We start from the raw sequence: 22,166 nt of genomic DNA, 5'->3' as shown, positions 1-22,166 counted from the left end.
TGCAAGCGTTGTTTTTTTTAAAAAAATTAAATGCTTTTAAGTTTTATTAAATCTTATTATCATTAAGTGTGGAATGGGGGGTGAGAAAATAAGTTTTTGTTTTGTCGATGACAAAATATTAAGGCAAAATGGAGTTTAAAGAATGACAACACGGGAAGCAATGTTGGTATTGCTCGTTTTGCTTCCCTTTGGTGGAAGTGCTATCATAGGATTTTTTCGTTCGACAGCAAAAAATAATGAAGCGTGGTTTGCTGGGATTGTTGCACTTTTCTGTCTTATTTTTACAATAATGCTTTATCCGGAAGTTCGCGGAAACCACGTAGTGCGTTTAGATATTTCTTGGCTGCCAGAATGGGGGAGTGATTTGATTCTCCGTATAGATGGTTTGTCATGGCTTTTTTGCTTGCTCATTACAGGGATTGGGTTACTTGTTGTCATTTATTCACGCTATTACATGGATCCGGCGGATTCTGTACCGCGTTTTTTTTCCTTTTTTTTGGCCTTTATGGGATCAATGATAGGAATAGTTTTATCAGGTAATCTCGTCTTTTTGGTTGTTTTCTGGGAACTCACCAGTATTTTTTCTTTTTTGTTGATCGGCTATTGGTACCATAATGCAAGTGCGCGTGAGGGTGCGCGTATGGCTCTAACGATCACAGGTTTTGGTGGTTTTGCCCTTTTTATTGGGGTTTTATTGATTGGGTATATTGTTGGCAGTTTTGATTTGGATAAGGTGCTTCAGTCTGGAGATATGATCCGGTCAAGTTCTCTTTATAGTCCTATCCTTATTTGTATTTTATTAGGGGGATTAACAAAAAGTGCGCAGTTTCCCTTTCATTTTTGGCTACCCAACGCGATGGCTGCTCCAACACCAGTATCGTCTTATTTACATTCAGCAACAATGGTAAAAGCAGGGTTGTTTTTACTTGTTCGTTTATGGCCAGTACTCTCTGGGACAGAATCTTGGTTTTGGCTGGTTGGTTTTTCAGGACTCTCAACATTGCTACTTGGTGCCTATTTTTCCATGTTTCAGCAAGATTTGAAAGGGTTGCTTGCTTACTCAACCATTAGTCATCTTGGATTAATTACAACGCTTTTAAGCCTTGGTAGTCCACTTGCATGTGTTGCAGCGATCTTTCATATGGCCAATCATGCTACTTTTAAAGCTTCTTTATTTATGGCTGCTGGCATTATTGATCACGAGACAGGAACACGTGATATGCGTAAATTGTCTGGGCTTTATCGTTCTATGCCTATTACAGCAACTCTCGCTTTAGTTGCAAGTGCAGCGATGGCTGGAGTTCCTTTGTTGAATGGTTTTTTATCGAAAGAAATGTTTTTTGCTGAAGCTGTTGAAACGCATATGGAATCATGGCTCGATTGGATTGCACCTTATGTAGCAACGCTGGCTAGTTTGTTTAGTGTAACTTATTCTATACGCTTTATTCATGGTGTTTTTTTAGGACCAAAACCTGTCAATTTACCCAAAATTCCCCATGAACCACCGCATTTTATGCGTTTACCAATGGAGCTTTTGGTGTTTATTTGTTTAGCAGTTGGTATTTTTCCTAATTTAACAATAGGACCTATTTTAGATAATGCGGTCGTATCTGTTTTAGGACCAATGACAATCCCTTATAGTTTAGCTGTTTGGCATGGGTTTAATACTCCATTAGTGATGAGTTTTGTTGCGTTATTAGGAGGCGGATTGCTTTATGCTGTCGGGCATCGTTATTTTTTATCCTGTGATGATGGGGCGCCTTTTTTTCGTCACTTGAATGGACCGCGTATTTTTGAACGCATTCTCGTGATTATTTCTTGGAAATGGGCACGTGCGGTGGAATCTGTTTTGTCAACACGCCGTTTGCAGATACAGTTGCATTGGATTTTTTGGGTGTGTTTTGCATTTGTTGGTCTTTTACTTTGGTGCGATGGGTTCATTCCAGTGGGGGCGTTACCACTTTTTCCAGTTGATATTCCTTTTCTCGCTCTTTGGTTAGTTGGCGGATTATGTGCGCTTTTAGTTGCTTGGCAAGCAAAGTTTCATCGTCTTGCATCACTCATGTTATCGGGGGGAGCTGGTTTGATGACTTGTGCAACCTTTTTATGGCTTTCTGCTCCTGATTTAGCAATAACACAATTAGTTGTTGAGGTTGTTACAGTCGTCTTATTATTGCTTGGTTTACGGTGGTTGCCTAAACGCTTGCATAATCCTACTCCAACGCCTGTTCATTTTTTCGTGCGCTTGCGTCGTATCCGTGATTTTATCATAGCTCTTGTGGGAGGTGCTGGTGTAGCATGGCTCTCTTTTGCAGTGATGACACGTCCTCAAGGTACAACGATTTCTGATTTTTTTCTCACCAAGGCTTACTCTGATGCTGGTGGTCGCAATGTTGTGAATGTGTTGTTGGTTGATTTCCGTGGTTTTGATACCATGGGAGAAATTGTGGTTTTGGGTGTTGTTTCCCTTACAGTTTTTGCCCTCTTACGACGTTTTCGTCCTGCGCCTGAAAGTATTGATGCGCCTTTTCAACAACGTATTCAGAAAGCTTTTGATATAGCACAGCCTAATCGAAATGTAGGGGATACGGTGTTGAATTATCTCACTGTTCCTGCTGTCATTATGGGTTGGTTCTTTCCGGTTATTATCGCTTTTGCGGTTTATTTATTCATGCGAGGTCATGATCTGCCAGGAGGCGGATTTGTCGGTGGTATTACTTTGGCGATAGGATTTATTTTACAATATCTTGCACGCGATATTCGGTGGGTAGAAACGCATTTGAGAGTTTTACCTTTGCGTTGGATAGGCTTTGGCTTATTGTTGTCAGTCGTAACGGGGATGGGCTCTTGGTTTTTTGGATATCCTTTTTTAACCTCCTTTTTTCGATATATTCATCTTCCGTTAATTGGAAAAGTTCCCATGGCATCTGCTTTTTTGTTTGATTTTGGTGTGCTTTCTCTTGTGTTAGGGGCAACTGTTCTCATTTTAATTGCACTTGCACACCAGTCAATTCGGAGTTACCGAATCGGTAAGAAACCTGTTTTGAAAGAGAAGGAAAATTAATGGAAATTGTTCTTTCTTTAGGTATTGGTATTCTTGTTGGATCAGGAATTTGGCTTATTTTACGTCCAAGAACTTTTCAGATTATTCTTGGTTTGTCTCTACTTTCTTATGGTGTGAATCTTTTTATGTTTTCAATGAGTAGACCGCGTAGTAATGCTGCCCCAATTGTTGATCCTAACACTGTTATTAATCCAGCTAATTATGTCGATCCTCTCCCACAAGCTTTGGTTTTAACTGCGATTGTGATTGGTTTTGCAACAACAGCTTTATTTTTAGTTATTCTTCTGGTTTCACGCGGTTTAACAGGTTCTGATCACGTTGATGGACGTGAGGTGCAATAATGGAAGTAGGGGTGCATCATCTCCTTATTTTGCCTATTCTTTTGCCGTTAATCACTGGAGCACTTCTTCTTTTTTATGATGAACGTCGTGCAAAATTTAAATCATTCATCAGTCTTTCTTCTGCGGGACTGTTGGTTGTTACTGCCATTTTATTGGTTATGCGTACTCTTGAGATAGCACCGGCTTGCGATGTTTATCGACTTGGCAATTGGCCTTCTTCCTTCGGAATTGTTTTAGTCCTTGATCGCTTAAGCGCTATGATGCTTTTACTTTCCAGCTTGTTGGTGATTAGCGTGTTGGTTTTTGCGCGGGCTCATTGGTACAAAGCTGGTTCTCATTTTCAGTCACTGATGCAATTTTTTATGGTGGGGATAAATGGCGCTTTTTTGACCGGCGATTTATTTAATTTATTTGTGTTTTTTGAAGTTATGTTAACGGCTTCTTATGGGCTTGCTTTGCATGGTTCTGGTCAGACGCGTGTGCGCGCAGGGTTGCATTATGTCGTGGTTAATCTTGTTGCTTCATTATTTTTTTTAGTTGGTATAGCGCTCATTTATGGAGTCGTTGGTACTCTTAATATGGCCGATTTGGCTGTTAAAATAAAATATATATCTTCCACAGATGTTGTTTTGTTCGAAATAGGTGTTGCACTTTTAGGTATTGCTTTTTTGCTTAAGGCGGGTATGTGGCCGCTTAATTTTTGGTTGGTGCCAACTTACAGTGCAGCAGCAGCGCCAGTTGGAGCTTCTTTTGCACTTTTGAGCAAGGTTGGTATTTATGTTATTTTACGTTTAACGCTGCTATGGTTTGGTCCTGAAAGTGTGTATTTTAGCCATTTTGGTCATACGGTTTTGTTTTATGGTGGGCTTGCCACTATGATTGTTGGTTTTATTGGGGTATTAGCAAGTCAAGTTTTGGTGCGTTTGGCAGCTTATAGCGTCCTTGTCTCTTCTGGTACGTTGTTGGCTGCGATCGGGATCGGCAATGCAGCACTGACAGCAGGCGCACTTTTTTATATTGTTTCCTCAACTTTAGCACTGGGAGCCTTTTTTCTTTTGGTAGAGTTGGTTGAGCGCTGTCAAGATGTGGCTGCTAATGTTCTTGCTGTTACAATGGAGGTGTATGGTGACGATGAAGAGGAGGAAGAGGATGAAGTTGGTACCTATTTTCCAGTAACCCTAGCAATTCTTGGAGCGTGTTTTGGTATCTGTGCCATTTTGATTGTTGGGTTGCCACCTTTTTCTGGTTTTGTTGCTAAACTTATGATGTTCATGGCAATTTTAAACCACAGTAGAGAGGATTTTTCTGCCTCTCTTCCGGTTTACCAAGATTGGCTTTTTGTTGTTTTTGTCACTCTCTCTGGTTTTGCGGCTTTGATTGCATTGACACGAACGGGGATTCGAACTTTTTGGGTTTCTCTTGAAGTCCGCGTTCCCCGTGTGCAGGTGATAGAATTTGCACCTATTGCCGTTCTCCTTGCTTTGTGTTTTCTTATAACAATTGTAGCCGGTCCTGTTAGTCATTATATGTCTGAAACAGCTAAGTCTTTGTATGAACCTCAAAATTATATTGAGGGCGTTTTAACGGATTTTTCTCTCGAAAATAGGGAGATGAATAAGTGAATCGTTTTTGTCCTTCCCCCTTTTTCAGTGGTGTTATTGTCCTTATGTGGCTTATTTTAAATGGTTTTAGTTTAGGGCAATTGCTTTTAGGGATTTTAACCGCTTTGTTTTGTGGTTGGATGATATGGCTTCTGGAGCCAGAGAAAGCTGTTATTAAAAGCTGGAGTGCGGTTTTTCGTCTGGGTTTTCGAGTATTTATAGATTCTATATTCTCAAATGTTTCGGTTGCTTGGTTTGTTTTAACAAAGAGGTCTCGAGAGCAGAAATCTGGTTTTATTGTAGTACCTCTTCTGCTTCATAATCGCACTGCTTTGGCTATTTTAGCATGCATCCTTTCGGTAACTCCTGGAACGGCTTGGGTTGCCTATAATAGTAAAAAAGGTGAACTTTTGCTTCATGTCTTAAATTTAAAAAATGGATATGATTACAAACAGTTGATCAAACAACGGTACGAGCAATTGCTTTTGGAGATTTTTTAATGAGTATGGTGATTCTTTATTGGGGGCTTTTCTTTTCACAGTTTTTTTTAAGTTTAGCGGTGATTTTCGCGCTGTTTCGGTTGATTGGTGGTCCGCGGGCGCAGGATAGGATTGTTGGTTTGGATGCTCTTTATATAACCACTATTCTTTTATTTCTTACATTCGATATCCGTTCAGGAACAACCATTTATTTCGTAGCAGCTCTCATTATTGGGTTGTTGGGTCCTGTCTCGAGTATTGCTTTGGCGAAATTTCTCATGCGAGGGGAGATTATTGAATGAAAGATGATGTATCGCTTGTAGTTGCTATTGCTATCACAGTTTTCTTAATATTAGGGTCTGGACTGACTCTGATCGCAACAATAGGTTTGGTGCGTTTTTCCAGTTTTTATGAGCGTTTGCATATGCTTTCAGTATGTACGAGTTGGGGTGTTGGTAGCATTCTTATTTCTTCATTTCTTTATTCAATATTTGTGGACCATTATTTTGTTTTTCATGAAGTGTTGCTGATGTTTTTTTTGTTTTTAACAGCACCGGTAGCTTCTATGTTGCTCTCACATACAGCAGCTTATCGACATCATTCAGAAGAACAGTCAGAAAAACCGCTGGCTCTTTTATCACACCAGACGGAGGAAAAGTTACCCACGTCAGAAGGAACATCAAGCGATGAGAGCCAGCGCGGTTCTTGAAATGTAAGAACCTTCCTTATTCTGTGCTTTTTTCTTCTACACAGTGGATGGGCTTTTCTTCTTTTGGATCATTAATAAGATCGTAAAATATGGCTTCATTTTTAGTTATCCACCAAATGTATTGACCACCTACATATTTTCCTCCAGAAGCGGCAATTACATTAGAACCAATGATGCGCTTACCGTTCCATTTTAAATCAACAAGCGCAATATTGCCAGCATTATGATAAGTTGCCTCAACATGCTCTTTGCTTGTTCCCATAACGCATTGATAGGAGACGGTCTCTGTTGTTGGTTCTGGATCATCTGGTACTTCAATGACTAAAGAACTTGCTAATGCATTAATTGAACCTAGGAGGAACACACTTAAAGTAATGAAAAATTGTTTAGTAAAAGAAATTTTTTTCATAATATTTCCCGTGTTATTTAAAATAATAATGTTGACTCATCTTTACAGAGGATAGGTTTTTTTTCTTCTGGATCCTGAGCAAGGTCATAAAGCATGACTTCTTTGTTCTTCTCCCACCAGATATACTGAGCTCCTGCAAATTTTGCTCCTGTCGCCGCGATGACATTAGCAGCAATGACACGATCACCGTTCCATTTGAAATCAACCAACGAAATATTGTCAGCATTAAGATAGACTGCCTCAACGCGCTCTTTACCTGTTCCAGTATCACACTGGTAGGTAATGGTCTCTGTTTTTGGCTCTGGATTGTCTGGTACTTCAATGATTAAAGAACCAGCTAAGCTATTGTTTGAGCTGAAGAGTGATAAACTTAAAGCGGTGAAAAATCCTAAAATATGTAAAGTTTTTTTCATGATGCTTCCCTATATTCCTATATTGCGCACAAAGAATAATTTGATTGATACGATGGTGTCTACGGCAGGATTCGAACCTGCGACCCCAGGATTCATACCACTTCGATTTTCACCGCCAGCTTTTCACGGCTGTTTGTGGTCTGGACTGTCTCTTCACCTTGAAGCTTTTGCTCTTTAGGTGCTGCCCGTTCAGTCTCTACACCTTTCTCTCATTTGAAGAGAGACTTGGCTCGGGATTGGCATATAGTCTCCCATGAAGCTTTCCCCGAATTTGAGCAGATTCACTTTGAGGATTTCTCCTCAAAATGCCCAATTTCTTTAGGAATCCTGTGCTCTATCCTACTGAGCTACGCAGACATCATCATACTTATTCCTTTAATAGAAGTATAAAAACGAATCAATTATATTCAATATGAATTAACGAATTTCTGCTAATTTTTGTTCCAGAAAAGTCAAAACTGCTTCTGAAGAGACATTTTTTGCAATAAATGATTGGCCAAGTCCGCGTGTTAAGATGAAGGTCAAATTGTTTTTTGAGACTTTTTTATCTTGGGCAATGAGAGTCATTAAAGTTTCAGCATCTGGTAAGTTCCCTGGGATATCCTTTAATTGTGTAGGCAATCCTATAGATTTGAAGTGCGCTTCAATGCGTTGTGTAAGTGCGGGGCTTATTAAATTTAGTTGAGCAGAAAATTGATGTGCTAGAATCATTCCAATTGATACAGCTTCACCATGAATTAAACGTTTTGAGTCATAAGCGGTTGCTGTTTCAAGCATGTGTCCGAATGTATGGCCGAGATTTAAGAGTGCGCGTTCTCCTGTTTCGTGTTCGTCACGTGCTACAATGGCGGCTTTAAATTGGCATGAGCGAACAATGGCCTCTGTTCGCATAGGGCCATTAGAAAAGACTTCTTGTCCATTTTTTTCAAGCCATTCAAAAAAATCAGGCTGGTTAATGAGTCCATATTTGACCATTTCCGCGTAACCAGCACGAAATTCGCGCAGTGATAGGGTATCAAGGACACAGGTGTCAGCAATAACGCATTGCGGTTGAAAAAAAGCACCAATAAGATTTTTGCCATATTGGCTGTTGATGGCTGTTTTTCCACCGACAGAGGAATCAATTTGTGCAAGAAGCGTTGTGGGCATTTGAATGAAGTTCATACCACGGCGGATTATACTTGCAGCAAATCCTGCTAAATCGCCAATGACACCACCGCCAAAAGCAATAACACAGTCGCCTCTTTCTAAACGCGCGGCAAGAATTTGATCGATGACAACTTGCAGGGTTGAAAATGATTTTGATTGTTCTCCTGCTTCTACAATAATAGGGACAGTATGAATGTTATTTTTTGTTAACTCTGCTTGTAGTATCTCCAAATGAAGGGACGCAACATTTGTATCTGTAACAAGTGCCAAGCGCGTTGGATGAGGATCTTTTTTGTTAAGAGCATTTTTAATCTGTGAAGCAGATTGTGCAATTAGACCCGGACCAATGATGATATCGTAACAGCGTTTGTCCAGTTTAACGGTGACTGTTTTAATTTGCATGCTGGTTATCCCTATTGTTAATTTCTGTGTATAGGTAGTGCTGTACAGATCGTATAACATTTTGTGCTACGGTATGACGGCTTTCTTTATGACTGTTAATTGTTACGTTTGCCTTTTCATAGATAGGATAACGCTGTTCCATGAGTTTTTGCATGGTTTCTTTAGGATTGGCTGTTTGAAGCAGGGGGCGTGTTGGGTGCTTTGAGACACGTTGCATGAGGATATCAAGATCGACCTTTAGCCATATGGATATACCATTTTTGTGAATGGCTTTTCGGATATTTTCATTTATGTAGGCACCACCACCTGTTGCTAAAACAAGGGGATTTTTTTTCATGAGGTTTAGAATAACACGCTGTTCAAGAGCACGAAATTCGGATTCACCATAAATTTCAAAGAGTTCAGTGATTGTCATTTGTGCAGCTTTTTCAATTTCTTGGTCAGAATCATAAAAGGGTAAACGAAGCATGGTGGCGACGCGTTTTCCGATCACTGATTTGCCTGCCCCCATAAGACCAACAAGGACAAGTGCTCTTTTATCAAGGGACGATAAGAGCTGATTCTTTATCTGTGTTATGGGAACGCGTTTTGGTCGATTGCTTTTCATAACTTTATTTCGGCATTTATCCATCTTAAAGTCAATTCCTGTTAATCTTTGTGAGGCATAATACAAGATAGAATATTTTTGGGTAGGTTATTGTCTTATGCCAACATTGACCAGATTTTTGATGATTCTTTTCATTTTGCTTTCTGTTCTTTTCGTTATAATGGGTGCTCTTGTGGTTTGGGTTGAACCAGTAAGTGTGGATATGTACATTGATGTTCCCTTGGATTCATGGAATCTTTCTACGGAAGCGAATCAATGAAATGAAAAGTGGTGCTGTGATAGATCATTTTCTTGAAATGATGAGTGCGGAGAGAGGGGCTTCACCTCATACGCTTGCGGCTTATCAGCATGATTTGCAGTGGGCACAAGACGAATTGTCTTCACACTCTGTTTCGCTTTTTTCAGCACAAAAAGAAGATTTAATCGCTCTTTTGTCGCTTATGCATACTTTTGGTTTTGCGGCATCTTCGCAAGCACGCCGTTTATCGACTTTGCGTCAGTTTTATCAATTTCTTTATGCTGAAGGGTTGAGAGCAGATGATCCTTCTCATGATATTGATGCACCTCGTCAGGGGCGTCCTTTGCCCAAAATCATGAGTGAAGATGCAGTGATAAAATTGCTTGATTTGGCACAGTTGGAGGTTAATCAAGCAGATTATGGGTCTAAAGAGTATTTCCGCTCACTGCGTCTTCAGCTATTGATTGAAATGCTGTATGCAACAGGGTTACGCATCAGTGAATTGGTGAGTTTGCCGGTTCAGTCTGTTCGAAGGAAGGAGTATAGCGTTTTGGTTCGTGGTAAGGGCAAAAAAGAACGAATGGTGCTTTTATCAAAAAAAGCATGCCAAGTTCTTTCACAGTGGTTAAACTTGCGTGATCAGGGAAAGGATGCCGCAAGTCCTTATCTTTTTCCTGCGCATTCCGAGACAGGATATATTGCTCGTCAAGTCGTTGCGCGGGAGTTGAAAAATCTCGCTAGAAGAGCAGGGATAGAAAGTGATAGCTTTTCTCCCCATGTGTTACGTCATGCTTTTGCTAGTCATCTTTTGCAAAATGGTGCTGATTTGCGTGCAGTTCAACATTTGTTAGGTCACTCTGATATTTCTACTACTCAGATTTATACCCACGTGTTGGAAGAGGGACTTTATCGTTTAGTCAATGAGCATCATCCACTTGCCGATGAGCAAAAGGATCGTTAAAGAAAATGTGATATTTTTGAAAAAGACTTTATAAAGCAAATTATAAGTGTATAAGTGACACTGAATGAGTTGGCACAAATGTATAATTATCTTGATTTTGAAAAACCAGTTGCTGATCTTGATGGGAAAATTCTTGAATTAAAAAAAATTTCTCAGGAAAAAGGCAGTCTTGATATGAGCGATGAGATTGCTCGTCTTGAAGCGCGATCTCAAACAGCGTTGCGCGATATTTATAAAAAATTATCGCCGTGGCAAAAAACACAAGTCGCTCGTCATCCTGATCGTCCCCATTTTATGGACTATTCTAAACGCCTATTGAGTGATGTTACGCCTTTGGCCGGAGATCGCAAGTTTGCTGAAGATGAGGCTATTCAAGCAGGATTTGCACGCTTTAAAGGTGAGGCCGTTGCTTATATCGGTCAGGAGAAAGGTCACGATACGCAAACACGTTTGCGCTATAATTTTGGTTCTGCACGTCCAGAAGGCTATCGTAAAGCTGTACGTATTATGGAAATGGCTGACCGCTTTGGTTTGCCTCTCCTCACTTTTATTGATACAGCAGGTGCTTATCCTGGGGTAAGCGCTGAAGAACGTGGGCAAGCGGAAGCAATTGCTCAATCAACAGCTGCAACTTTGCGCCTAAAAGTTCCTGTGGTTTCCGTTGTTATTGGAGAAGGCGGTTCTGGAGGGGCGATAGCAATCGCGGCTGCCAACAAAGTTTATATGTTGGAGCACGCAATTTACTCTGTTATTTCTCCAGAAGGAGCAGCTTCTATCTTATGGCGTGATCCAGCTCGTGCAAAAGATGCTGCAATGAATATGCGTATTACCGCTCAAGATTTGTATCGCTTAAAGATTATTGATGGCATTATTTCGGAACCTTTAGGGGGAGCGCATCGTGGCAAAGAGATTGTCATTGATGCAACGGGTGATGTTATTTCAGAGGCTTTAAAAGCTATGGCTGGAAAAGATGGTGAAGCTCTTAAACAAGAGCGAAGGGAAAAATATCTTCAAATTGGTCGATCTCTAACATAGGTTATTTTTTGTGAGGGGTGTTGGATTGGAGTTTTATTCGATGACATTTAGCAGATTCCTCGCTGTGTGTGTGTTGGTTGTAATGGGAATATTGACGGCATGTGAAGGAAGATTACCAGCTTCTATTCGTGCTAAGGTTGAGCAGCCGTTGCCGCAAGAAATCCAGAATAGAATGGCTTTGTACGATATTGATCCTTATGCACCAATTGTAATGCGATTTTTCAAGGAAGAAAATCTTGCTGAAGTTTGGAAGCAATCTCGTTCAGGGACTTTTATCTTGGTTGCTCGCTATGGCATTTGCAAATGGTCTGGTAAGCTTGGACCTAAATATAAAGAAGGGGATCTTCAGACACCAGAGGGTTTTTATACTATTAGCGCAAACCAAATGAATCCTTATTCAAAATACTATCTTTCTTTTAATATAGGATTTCCTAACCTTTATGATCAGGAAAATGGTCGTACAGGAAGCAATCTTATGGTGCATGGTTCTTGCTTTTCCGCAGGTTGTTATTCTATGAGTGATAAGAACATGGCTCAGATTTATGCGTTTGCACGGGATGCTTTTAAAGGAGGACAAAGAGAGTTTCAGTTGCAGGCTTTTCCTTTCCGCATGACCGAGGATAATATGTCACGTCATAGCAAAGATCCTCACTATCAATTCTGGGTTATGCTTAAGAAAGGTTATGATTTTTTTGAAAAAAATCGTCAACCTCCAACTGTTGAAGTTTATGGAAAACGTTACGTTTTTAATCGCGATATTGATAAAACTTCAGTTTCTTTAATACAGTGAGTGTTATTGTATCCTGCTGTGCCGTAAACACGATCACTTATAAATGGCGATACAGGATATGCAAAAACTTTACGCATAAGGTGTTTAAGTGAGTAGTCCATCTTTTAAAGCGCAGATTTTTTTCATAGAGCCTTATGTGAGTAAATCAGATGAAGTGAGAAACCAAGAGGAATTTTCTCAAAGAAGTTGGATTGTTTGCACATCAGTACTGGTGCCAATCTTCGTTTTTAGTGAAGAGTAAGTTAACATAAAATGTACCTCTCTTTTTATTTCTTTCAAAGAGTTTTATTCTTTCATGCTGTAAAATATTATCTTGTCGCTGTTATATAAGATACATTCACATATTTTAAAATGCGATATTGCCTCTGTCTGATTTTGGTTTTTTGCCTCAACAGGGATTTTGATTTCAATTAGCTGGAGTAAATCATAGAGTTGAGCAGACTATTTTAGAGCCAAGAATTTGTCCAATCTGTTTGTGAAATAAGTCACATGAAGTGGTTTGCAGATGAAGCACATTTAGAGAGAAAACAATTTGATTACAGGTTGATGGATATTAAAATTTTACCATAACAATTTGATTTGTAATAATTTATCATTTTACAATTTGAATTGAGGGACTCAATATCATCAGATTCTTTTATCTTAAAATCTGTTTATGATGAATTAATCGAAACCATTTTTTGTACGCCATAAAATTGGATTGGTATGTGAATAAAACTCTTAAAGAAAGGAATACAGATAGTTTTCATGAGTACTCTAAAGTACCAAGTTTTCCAAAATATTTTTAACTTGAAAAAATATGAGGCTACCAGCTTGCACATTTATAAAGTAAAGATGAGGAATGGGGCTCATATATTTCATGGAGAATTTTGTATTATATTATTTATGGGTAGCGTCTTGAAATAGGGATGATGCGTATTGAGAGACGGTGTTTTTAAACGAATGCGTGAATTCGTGATACAATGATGTTCTATTTTGTGTGAGGGCGATTATTTTACAAATAAAGGTAATATGTTAGCGCTGGAGTGTTTTACTACGTGGTTATTTTGCGTCATGCGGTTTTGTAAGAAAGCTAAAAAGTTTCAATTGTGGTAGTCTATGGGAATTTTGCCGTCCAGTGAAAAGGTACGAATAATTTTATGGGAGGCATTATGGTGTGGAAAGCATTGTTAAAAATATGTATTTTCTTATTTTTTATTCCATTATGTGAATAAACTTGAATAAGAATATTTATGAAAGGTTTTATAAAATTATAACATATTGATTTATAATGCTATTTTAGCGTTGTTCGACTTGAATTAGAATTCTGAATATCGTAGGATTCTCTCATTTCAAAGCTGTTCTATGTTGAATCAATTAGAATTATTTGCTTGTACATTACGAGCGAGGATAGCTGTGTGGGTGAAACGGTGCAAGAAAAGACTAATATGCTTTTTACGTACCGTCTCAAGTGCCAAGAGCTTTTTGTTTCAACATTGGGAATTAGCAAAGTGTGTGATGGTGCCGGTTTACTCCTTTAAAAGCATAAAGATGGTGGTGCCAATGAATTTAATGTTGTATCATTGAAGGGGAGAAAAAATTAAAATTTCATTCCTGGAATGACTAGAGGATTTTCTAAGAGAGCTGTTTTGTCTGCAGTATCTATTGCTGGTTTATTAAAAAAAGCATTGAGGAGCTTTTGTATTGCTTCTTTTTCAACACCATCGGCAATGATGACAAAACGTGTTTGTTTTATTCCTTTTGTCCATGCTGGTAATCTTATGGGAGCATGAAAAAATGTTTGTACGCCATGTAATACAAGTGGGCGACAAGGGTCATCACGCAATGCGATAATTGCTTTAATACGTAATAGTTTTGTACCATAACGCTCTTGTAGGATATCTAAAAAAGCTTCAATTGTGGCGTAATCAACAGGACCCTCACAGTTGAGTGAAAAGGTACGAATGGTTTTATGAGGAGTATGATCATGTGGGGTGGTCGTAAGATTTTGTTTAAGTTTTGTATTTTCTACTTTTTCATCCCAGAATGTGTTATTTATTAACATATTTGCATAGAAACCTTCAGAATGGGCGTCAATGATTTGTGCTGTAGGATTCATTGTTTTAAGTGTGTTAAGGAGTGTATCTGAAAGCGTTTGTGGATCTCTAAGATCTGTTTTGGTGAAAATAATTTTATCAGCAAATATTAATTGTTTATATATTTCAGGATAGCGCTCACATATGGAAAGTGTGCTTAATGTATCAAATGTTACAAGGACAGCATTTATGGACAATGTTTGAATAAATAACGGGTGGCTTAAAAGTATTTGTAAAATAGGGGCGGGATCAGCCATCCCTGTGGTTTCAATGATAATATGATGGAGTTGTTTGATCTGTCCTGTCTGAACGCGATTTATTAAATCAATTAATGTATCGATGAGATCACTACGTAAATTGCAGCATAAGCAACCATTGGCAAGCTCAATAATTCCTTCTGTCGTTTTTTCAACTAGAAGGTGATCAATACTGATTTCGCCGAATTCATTGATAATAACAGCACATTCTGTTAAAAGAGGGTCTTGTAGCATACGGTTAAGCAAAGTTGTTTTGCCAGAGCCTAAAAAACCAGTAATAAGCGTGAGAGGGATGCGCTTTATTTTCATATTAATCATCAACCGTAGTTTTGTTTAAAAAAACATATCTCAGTACGTCTCACCAATTTATAATGGTATCCGCGAGGGATATAATGGTCAATCTCCTATAATCCATTGTATTACTATCTTTACGCTTATAAGGTTAAGTGCACGTGGGTATATCATACACTTTTTAGCGTCAATGTTATGATAATTCTTGGTTCTTGAAAGGACTTATAGGAAGAATTTTTATTCTTTGTTTTAATTATTTTATCTACATGTTCATCCACCTTGTGGCGCGCAAGAGACTGGTGTTTATTGATTCAACAAATACAGATTTGAAATGAGAGAATCTTACATACTTGTGGTGCTGACATAAGGTACAAAATAATTAATTTATCATTATAAATCAAAGCATTATAATTAATTGTAGATTATGATTTATGGCTTTTTATAGAATGGTTTGCGTGCCTTTTATACGGAATATAGGGTTTTCTTAGTGGTTTTACTGTTATTTTAGGTGTTTGTGGCGTATGAATGAGGTGTACTGATAAAGGATGAGAAAAAGAAGGTGGAGCAGTGATAAAAGGTGAGGTGAGAATAATATTTCCTTGATCATCATATGAATTTGCATGCATTTTTATGGCTTCAGGTGTGCATGTTTGTTGCCTCATATTGTTGGCTTGTGTTATGTTTCTCCCATAGGGTTTTAATGTTGCTAGTGTTAATTGGGGGCTTCCTTGATGCAAAAATCCTGTTTCAAGAAGTTGTGCAGCTTTTTCTTCTCTTTCACTTATGTTGTTAGCACCCAGAATGACAGCAATAATTGTACGTTTATTGCGGGTGGCTGAGGCAACAAGATTAAAACCAGAGGCACAAATAAAGCCTGTTTTCATTCCGTCTATTCCATAAAAACGGCCAATGAGGTTGTTTGAGTTATGCTGGATTTTTCGATTATTACCAAAATCAATGGCTGGAATAGAAAAATAATGAGCATATTGTGGAAATTCTCGACGTATCTGAACAGCTAAGAGAGCAATATCGCGTGCTGTGGAGTAGTTTTGAGGGTCTGGCAAACCACTTGCGTTCGCAAAATGGGTGCCAAACATGCCTAAACGTTTAGCTTCGCTATTCATTTTACGTACAAAATCTTTCTGTGAGCCTGCAACGGCTTCACTCATGGCAATGGCCAAATCATTGGTTGATTTAACCATGGTGATACTTAAAGCTGTATCAAGTGTGAGTACAGAACCAGCTTTATAGCCTGAACGATATGAGGGAGCTTTTGCGGCGTATTCGCTAATGGTGATATGTTTGTTTGGTGAAATTTCTCCTCGGCTCATGGCACGAAAAATAACATAAGCGGTCATTAACTTTGTCAAGGAAGCAGGATACCAACGCTCAAAAGCTTGATTATGTTTTAAGATATGCCCCGTTGTAACATCAACAGAAATAAAAGGCTGTGCTTGAGCAACAGCGCTGGATAAAATCAAAATGAAAGAAAAAAATAAATTATAGAAGAGACGTTGCATTAATTTAAATCTAGTTCCCTCTTATTCGTTATTTAGAATTGTTTTAATGTAGCACACAAAGCTTTTAAGTCTAGGTTAGGAAGGAAAGATGGTTAATTACTGTATCCGTTGTGTCTCGGAGATAAAAACCAATACTCATCTTTAATTTTCCCCTTGAATTTGGTTTGATGACTTAAGTATCTCAAGAAATACTTTTTAAATAATGAAGATTGTACAAGATTTCAGATATTTGGGGGGATTTATGTTTCTCAGGAAGGAATGAATCGGCATAATCATACATTTTTCTTGACCTCCTGTGAGGATAGCTCTGGGCACTTGAGATTGAGACGGTTCGTAAAAAAAATTTTAATCTTTTCTTGTATCATTTTATTCACTCGAGGTATCCCCGCTTGTAATGTGCAAGCAAATGATTCTAATTGATTCAACATCAAATAGATTTGAAATGAGAGAATCTTACGGTATTCAGGATTCCCATTCAAGTTGAATGGCTATAAAATATCATTGTAAATCAATGTGATGTATGTTTTTTAAATGATTTTAAAGAGAGAAGGAATTATTTCTCAAAAAAAAATTCACACATTGATCATTTCTTGTAATGTACATGTGTTTTATAATTTTGAATTAGAAAGTTTGAAGTATCTTTCTTATATTTTTTTTCCATATGCTGCATTCAATATACAAAGTGATACGTTATTCTGACCAATTAGTGCATTGTTTCATGATGATTTAGTTTTTGAAGTTTCTGAACAGCGTATGGTGGCATAGGGGGAGGGGTAGGATCTTGAGCTGCTAAGAGAAGCAGTTCATCACACGCTTTTTCAGTTTTTTGGACAAGTTGATCTAGAAAATCATGTTTGCTTAAACCAGCCTCTATCGGGGGAAGAATACGGACACGAATTGTTCCGGGATAGCGGCGAAAATTATTGCGTGGCCAATATAAACCCGCATTGTGTGCAATAGGCACAACTTGAAGCCCTAATTCATGATAGAGCGCGACAATTCCTGACTTATAATCTGGTTCTTGACCGGGTTGTCGGCGTGTTCCTTCGGGAAAAATTAAGATTTGGCGCCCTTGTTTTACTTTCTCTTTTGCTTTTTGTATAATCATTTTTAAGGACTTGATAGGCGTTGTGCGGTTAATGGGGATAATTTGTGTTTTTGCCATATACCAGCCAAACAATGGAATCCACATCAATTCACGTTTTAAAATGAGAGTGGGATCATCTAAATAGGGAACAAGACTGAAAGTTTCCCAAGCCGATTGATGCTTTGGAGCAATGATATAGGCGCCTTTGGGAAGATTTTCTAAACCCTCAATTTCATAACTTGTACCTGCGATGTATTTTTGCAAAAAGAGTGTAACGCGCGCCCATGTTTTAGGGACAATCCATGCCTTTTTGCGGGGCATTAAAAAATAAACGGGAGCGTAAAGAATCATTTGTATGAAAGTCGTTGTATAAAAAGCGAACGTAAAAAGAATAGAACGAAGGATAAGCACTACATTTTCCATTTTATATCTATAAGAAGACTTCGTATATAATATAATTCACATGAGAAAACATCTTCTTTATGTTTTTTCAAGCATCTATTTTTTCGGTAACTCATTTTCCGATATTTAAAAACAGAAGGAACGAGGTTGATGGAATTACAAAAAGATAAACTTTTTATTCCACGGATTTTATCTATTGCGGGAACAGATCCTTCTGGTGGCGCTGGAATGCAGGCGGATTTGAAGGTTTTTTCAGCTATGAAAACTTATGGTATGAGTGTGGTTACAGCTGTTGTTGCACAAAATACTCAGGGTGTGCGTTCTTTTCAGGCATTAGATGCTTCTTTTGTGGCAGATCAAATTGATTCTGTTTTTGAGGATATCCATGTTGATGCCGTTAAAATTGGTATGGTTGCAAATGCTCAGATTGCACAGGTTATTGCAGAACGTCTTACTTATCATAAAGCGCGTTCCATTGTTTTTGATCCGGTTATGGTTGCAAAAAGTGCTGATGTTCTTTTAAAGTCTGATGCAATTGAAATTATGCGTGATGTTCTTGTGCCGATGTCAACTTTGATCACGCCAAATTTGCCTGAAGCTGCACTGTTATTGGGAGGTGAAGTGCAATGGTCTTTAGAGACTATGTATCAATATGCTCCACGATTCTTGGCGCTAGGGTGTCATGCAGTTCTGTTAAAAGGGGGACATTTGAATACGCTTACCAAGAATAGTACAGAAAATTACGATTATTCTAGTCCAGATCTTTATTGTGATCGTGAAAACCTTATTATACTTGAAGCTTCTCGTCTTTCAACCACTCATGATCACGGGACAGGGTGTACCATTTCTGCCGCTATTGCAGCTTTGTTACCTACCCAACCTTTGGATTGCGCTGTTAAACAAGCAAAAGATTATTTGCATGGCGCTTTAACTGCCTCAAATGCTTTAAAAGTAGGGAAAGGGCGAGGGCCGCTTCATCATTTTTACGCATTATGGAAAGATTAATACAATAATTGATTGTGAAAAATCTTCACTCTATGAATTTGTTTCGTTATTACATGCTACTTTGGACTTATGACTGATAAATGTTAGCGCATTGTAGCTTAACAGTTATTTTGTATTAAGAAGGATGAGAAAAAAATGTTATAATCTATTTCTTTTATATATTTTTTACGATTAATCTATCCTGTTTCAGAGGCAATTTTGAGTATAAAAAGGAGAGAAAGGAATTGTAAATCAGGATTTGATAGCAAAAAGGATAGAAGGAAAGACCTTTTACAAAGTGATATTGAAGCTGGCTGATCCCACTATATTTGCTGTTTCTTACATTGGTAGCAAAACAGGATGAGCCAAAATCGTTATCAAAATTATTGAATATATCTAACATTTACAGAGTTTTTGTCGGCATGGGTAGGGTTTTCTAAATGGTAATTGATACGTCCTGATGGAGTTATCAATGATCTTTTAGGTGATGAGGTGAATTTTTTCGGATATTACAACGTCATTATCTTCTTTTTATGGAACTGCTTTATGGAATTATTGGCGTTTCAGATGAGCACTCATGAGGAGTTTCAACATTTAATGCAGCAAGATCTAGAAACTTTTACGGATTTAGAGCGGGTTTTAAGGTTTTTATATTTATAGTGACTTAGTTCTAGCGAGAAGGTAGTCGATTGCACAATCGGAGTTTCAATAGACCTGTAGCGTGTGGTTTAATCTTTTCAAACTTGAATTTTTATTCTGTCATTTAACGGATTTCATTATTAAGTATTTAAACTGATCTGATTTTATTGTGTGCTATGACTGTTCAACACCTTATTTTACGTTGATTGAAGTTATGTTCCTCATGTAAAATAGTATGCTTCAAGGAGAATGCACTTATATTGTTAATTCACATGTTTATTTTAAGGTGTGTCACATCCATTTTATAATAACGTCCGTGAATGTTCTAAAACCTCTATGAAGTGTATAAAGCCATTATGCTTTCATTTTTACCTTTTTAAGGTGAAAGGGGTGTCCCCTATATTATTTTTAGCTCCCAATGTTGCGATAAGTTTTGGTATTTTAGAGCATTCATAAGAAGAACTTTAATTCATTTCTTCAAGTGAATTTTATTGATACGTCAATTCCGCTCGTGATGTGTAAGCAGATGATTGTGAGTGATTTAATATATAGAGATTTGAAATGAGATAATCCTATGATATTTGAGACGCTTGCTCAATATGAATAATGATAAATTATCTTTATAAATCAAATTATTGATTTATTTTTGTGTTGAAGATTATTCTGGATAAGAATTTGTTCAAGAAAGAGGTTTATAAAAGGATGTTCACGCTGTTTGCACAAGTACAAGGGAAAATTTCTTTTGTCATTTCAAATAATGTGTCAGAATTCTCAAAAACTTAATTTATTCTAAATAGTAGGTGAAAACAGTTTATTTCGTGTAAAAATAATACAATTAGCGTGAGAGATTCCTTATCATCAACTGTGATATAAAAAAACAATATACATAAAGGATTTTTAAAGGACCTTTAAAAGGGTTTTTAAGCTCCTTTGGTTATTGTATAAAGCGAAGATTTTTTCTATTAATTGACTAACAGACTAACCATCTAACAAACTATGATATAATTGTAGTTTTAAATATTTGCTTTTTCGAGTTTTTTATAATTATCAGTAACAGACAGTAAATTATCAATCATATCAAATAAAATTTTCACTTGTTCAACTTAGATCTGTGATAGATATCTTTTTTAAGACAATGATCCTGAAAATTATAAAAGTAAGAAAATTTGAGTGCGTCATTTGAAATAATTATATTTGTAATAACTGATTTTAGCTTTTCACTATCAGTATTAAAGGGGATTGGATAAACTTTTTTGGTTGTATAGATTGGTTTTCTGTATTTGAGTTTTGCTGAAAATAATAAGTTCGTTTATCGATGAAAAGAATTCATTGCTCAATGATTATGTGTTTATTGGAATAAACTTTGAATTCACCAAAGTTTATAAAACCCAATTTTTTATAAATGCCAATTCCCTCGTGAGAGGCTTGCATACCAATAACATGACATTTCTTTCTTTTTAAATGTTCAATAGCAATTTTTGTCATTAATGTCCCAACACCTCTTTTCTGAAAATCTGGATTGGTGACAATATCATACACTCCACCAACACCATCTGCTTTCATACAAAAACATATTGCTACAGGACTATTGTTTATATAACCAACGAACATCTCTACATCAGAGTCTTTTTTATAACAACGGCCTATTGTTTCATAAAATATAACCGCTTCTTCATCAAAAGGCTCGAATACTGATGCCATAACATTTCCGTAATCTCTAAAATCTTGAAGTGATTCAACTTCCTTGATTTTGAAGTTATCCGGCATAGAAGTAACATGTGAGTCTATATTTTGTGCTAAAGCTGCCATTCCTACCTCTGTTTCAACATGCTCTAAACCCATAGATAAGAGAATTTCATCAACTTTATAATGAGACGAATGCGGTCCAACCCACCAAGCTAAAGGCAGTTTTTGCGCATTAAAGGAATCGATTATAGATTTTGCTTGGTCTACAGGTATAGTTTCTTGTAAATTTTTAGCAGAGACAATATTGAATGTGTCTGAAGCAAATGTTGAATTAACAGAAGATACTCCATTTGGAAAATCAACAACCTTCATTTTAGGGCATAATTTCGGTAAAAAACGTACTTTTGAGCAAAAATTATTCTCTAATGATAAGTCAATTTTTGATTTGTTTAACATTTGTTTTTCTTGTCATTGTTCATCATTTTAAATTGATCTTTTAATACTGGGGCTGTAAAAAAATCCGTCAGCTCAAAAGTAACACCAAATTCTTTTAAAAAGGCAGCAAAAGATCCGCCGCCAATACTGAAAAATTATTCTCGGGATGGTAAGAAATAAAGTTATTGTTGCCAAGCAACGTCATGAACCAATGGGAATTGTCCATCTCGCTTTTCAAGCTTATTTTACACGGCTTTAACGACCTAATAGACAACGGTAACTTTTCAGAAAAATCCATCTAGGTTAAAAATTGTTATCTTATGATCTAAGCCCCCCAATCCAATAGATGCTTCACAAGAAATTACGAATCTTAGAAAAACTTTGAGAAAAAATAAATTGGCACAAAACCGAGTGGAAAAATATACAAAACCCGCTGGCAAGCTACATACATACAGCTACAATAACTGTAGTTTGACAGTAGGTTTTATACTAAGTGGGAAGAGGTTGGATTAGGTAGGAATACGTGGTAATTTGTTGTTTTTATGGTTATTTTTTAGCATTAAATGCGGGTTTTGTCAAAATAGATTTTGAC

20 protein-coding genes are annotated in these 22,166 nt (G+C 37.4%); 12 read left to right on the top strand and 8 right to left on the bottom strand.

The genetic code is table 11. The features are described from left to right. Positions 1–142: 142 nt before the first annotated feature. From PVV60_RS00100 to mnhG, 6 genes are read left to right on the top strand one after another with little or no spacing between them, the layout of a single operon-like run. A complete protein-coding gene (locus tag PVV60_RS00100) occupies positions 143–3,064 on the top strand; it encodes a monovalent cation/H+ antiporter subunit A (RefSeq protein ID WP_273722341.1) in 2,922 nt (973 codons plus the stop codon). After that, positions 3,064–3,405: a Na+/H+ antiporter subunit C gene (locus PVV60_RS00095; RefSeq protein WP_273722340.1), complete on the top strand. Its 342-nt coding sequence runs from the start codon at positions 3,064–3,066 to the stop codon at positions 3,403–3,405. The genes PVV60_RS00100 and PVV60_RS00095 overlap by 1 nt, the downstream gene beginning before the upstream one ends. Further along, positions 3,405–5,027, top strand: a complete 1,623-nt coding sequence (locus tag PVV60_RS00090; RefSeq protein ID WP_273722339.1) for a monovalent cation/H+ antiporter subunit D — start codon at positions 3,405–3,407, stop codon at positions 5,025–5,027. The genes PVV60_RS00095 and PVV60_RS00090 overlap by 1 nt, the downstream gene beginning before the upstream one ends. Then, positions 5,024–5,506, top strand: coding sequence for a Na+/H+ antiporter subunit E (locus tag PVV60_RS00085; protein WP_273722338.1), 483 nt, complete (start codon positions 5,024–5,026; stop codon positions 5,504–5,506). The genes PVV60_RS00090 and PVV60_RS00085 overlap by 4 nt, the downstream gene beginning before the upstream one ends. After that, positions 5,506–5,787, top strand: a complete 282-nt coding sequence (locus PVV60_RS00080; RefSeq protein ID WP_273722337.1) for a K+/H+ antiporter subunit F — start codon at positions 5,506–5,508, stop codon at positions 5,785–5,787. The genes PVV60_RS00085 and PVV60_RS00080 overlap by 1 nt, the downstream gene beginning before the upstream one ends. Continuing rightward, positions 5,784–6,194 (top strand): monovalent cation/H(+) antiporter subunit G, encoded by a 411-nt coding sequence (gene mnhG, locus PVV60_RS00075; RefSeq protein ID WP_273722336.1) that lies wholly within the window; start codon positions 5,784–5,786, stop codon positions 6,192–6,194. The genes PVV60_RS00080 and mnhG overlap by 4 nt, the downstream gene beginning before the upstream one ends. Positions 6,195–6,210: 16 nt before the next feature. Here mnhG and PVV60_RS00070 read toward each other — a convergent pair whose 3' ends face one another. Beyond that, on the bottom strand, positions 6,211–6,603 hold the full coding sequence (locus PVV60_RS00070; RefSeq protein ID WP_273722335.1) for an MliC family protein: 393 nt from the start codon (positions 6,601–6,603) through the stop codon (positions 6,211–6,213). 17 nt (positions 6,604–6,620) lie between these two features. Continuing rightward, positions 6,621–7,016, bottom strand: a complete 396-nt coding sequence (locus PVV60_RS00065; RefSeq protein WP_273722334.1) for an MliC family protein — start codon at positions 7,014–7,016, stop codon at positions 6,621–6,623. Here PVV60_RS00065 and PVV60_RS00060 point away from each other — a divergent pair. Beyond that, entirely contained in the window at positions 7,015–7,194 is a 180-nt protein-coding gene (locus PVV60_RS00060; protein ID WP_273722333.1) for a hypothetical protein, read from the top strand. The genes PVV60_RS00065 and PVV60_RS00060 overlap by 2 nt on opposite strands. 239 nt (positions 7,195–7,433) lie before the next feature. Here the strand turns inward: PVV60_RS00060 and aroB are convergent, their stop codons facing one another. Next, positions 7,434–8,567, bottom strand: coding sequence for a 3-dehydroquinate synthase (aroB, locus tag PVV60_RS00055; protein WP_273722332.1), 1,134 nt, complete (start codon positions 8,565–8,567; stop codon positions 7,434–7,436). Next, a complete protein-coding gene (locus tag PVV60_RS00050; RefSeq protein WP_273722484.1) occupies positions 8,557–9,174 on the bottom strand; it encodes a shikimate kinase in 618 nt (205 codons plus the stop codon). The genes aroB and PVV60_RS00050 overlap by 11 nt, the downstream gene beginning before the upstream one ends. A gap of 97 nt (positions 9,175–9,271) precedes the next feature. Here PVV60_RS00050 and PVV60_RS00045 point away from each other — a divergent pair, with 97 nt between their 5' ends. The 4 genes from PVV60_RS00045 (at position 9,272) to PVV60_RS00030 (ending at position 12,198) form a co-directional block, all read left to right on the top strand. Beyond that, complete coding sequence (locus PVV60_RS00045) at positions 9,272–9,433, top strand: hypothetical protein (protein ID WP_273722331.1); 162 nt, start codon at positions 9,272–9,274, stop codon at positions 9,431–9,433. Between the two features lies 1 nt (position 9,434). Further along, positions 9,435–10,373, top strand: a complete 939-nt coding sequence (locus PVV60_RS00040; RefSeq protein ID WP_273722330.1) for a site-specific tyrosine recombinase XerD — start codon at positions 9,435–9,437, stop codon at positions 10,371–10,373. Between the two features lie 78 nt (positions 10,374–10,451). Continuing rightward, positions 10,452–11,408: an acetyl-CoA carboxylase carboxyltransferase subunit alpha gene (locus PVV60_RS00035; protein WP_273722483.1), complete on the top strand. Its 957-nt coding sequence runs from the start codon at positions 10,452–10,454 to the stop codon at positions 11,406–11,408. A gap of 40 nt (positions 11,409–11,448) precedes the next feature. Then, positions 11,449–12,198: a murein L,D-transpeptidase family protein gene (locus PVV60_RS00030; protein ID WP_273722329.1), complete on the top strand. Its 750-nt coding sequence runs from the start codon at positions 11,449–11,451 to the stop codon at positions 12,196–12,198. A gap of 1,579 nt (positions 12,199–13,777) precedes the next feature. Here the strand turns inward: PVV60_RS00030 and PVV60_RS00025 are convergent. The 3 genes from PVV60_RS00025 to PVV60_RS00015 form a co-directional block, all read right to left on the bottom strand. Further along, a complete protein-coding gene (locus tag PVV60_RS00025) occupies positions 13,778–14,839 on the bottom strand; it encodes a GTP-binding protein (protein WP_273722328.1) in 1,062 nt (353 codons plus the stop codon). A gap of 404 nt (positions 14,840–15,243) precedes the next feature. Continuing rightward, a complete protein-coding gene (locus tag PVV60_RS00020) occupies positions 15,244–16,341 on the bottom strand; it encodes a D-alanyl-D-alanine carboxypeptidase family protein (protein ID WP_273722327.1) in 1,098 nt (365 codons plus the stop codon). 703 nt (positions 16,342–17,044) lie between these two features. Then, entirely contained in the window at positions 17,045–17,851 is an 807-nt protein-coding gene (locus PVV60_RS00015; protein WP_273722326.1) for a 1-acyl-sn-glycerol-3-phosphate acyltransferase, read from the bottom strand. Between the two features lie 129 nt (positions 17,852–17,980). On the opposite strand from PVV60_RS00015, the gene thiD reads away from it, so the two are divergent. Further along, positions 17,981–18,835, top strand: a complete 855-nt coding sequence (gene thiD, locus PVV60_RS00010; RefSeq protein WP_273722325.1) for a bifunctional hydroxymethylpyrimidine kinase/phosphomethylpyrimidine kinase — start codon at positions 17,981–17,983, stop codon at positions 18,833–18,835. 1,944 nt (positions 18,836–20,779) lie between these two features. Here the strand turns inward: thiD and PVV60_RS00005 are convergent. After that, positions 20,780–21,595 (bottom strand): GNAT family N-acetyltransferase, encoded by an 816-nt coding sequence (locus PVV60_RS00005; RefSeq protein WP_273722324.1) that lies wholly within the window; start codon positions 21,593–21,595, stop codon positions 20,780–20,782. Positions 21,596–22,166: the final 571 nt, after the last annotated feature.

Source organism: Bartonella sp. AU18XJBT (genome assembly GCF_028618595.1).
In the GTDB taxonomy this organism is placed as follows: Bacteria; Pseudomonadota; Alphaproteobacteria; order Rhizobiales; family Rhizobiaceae; genus Bartonella.
This window is presented reverse-complemented; position numbering and strand designations above follow the sequence as displayed.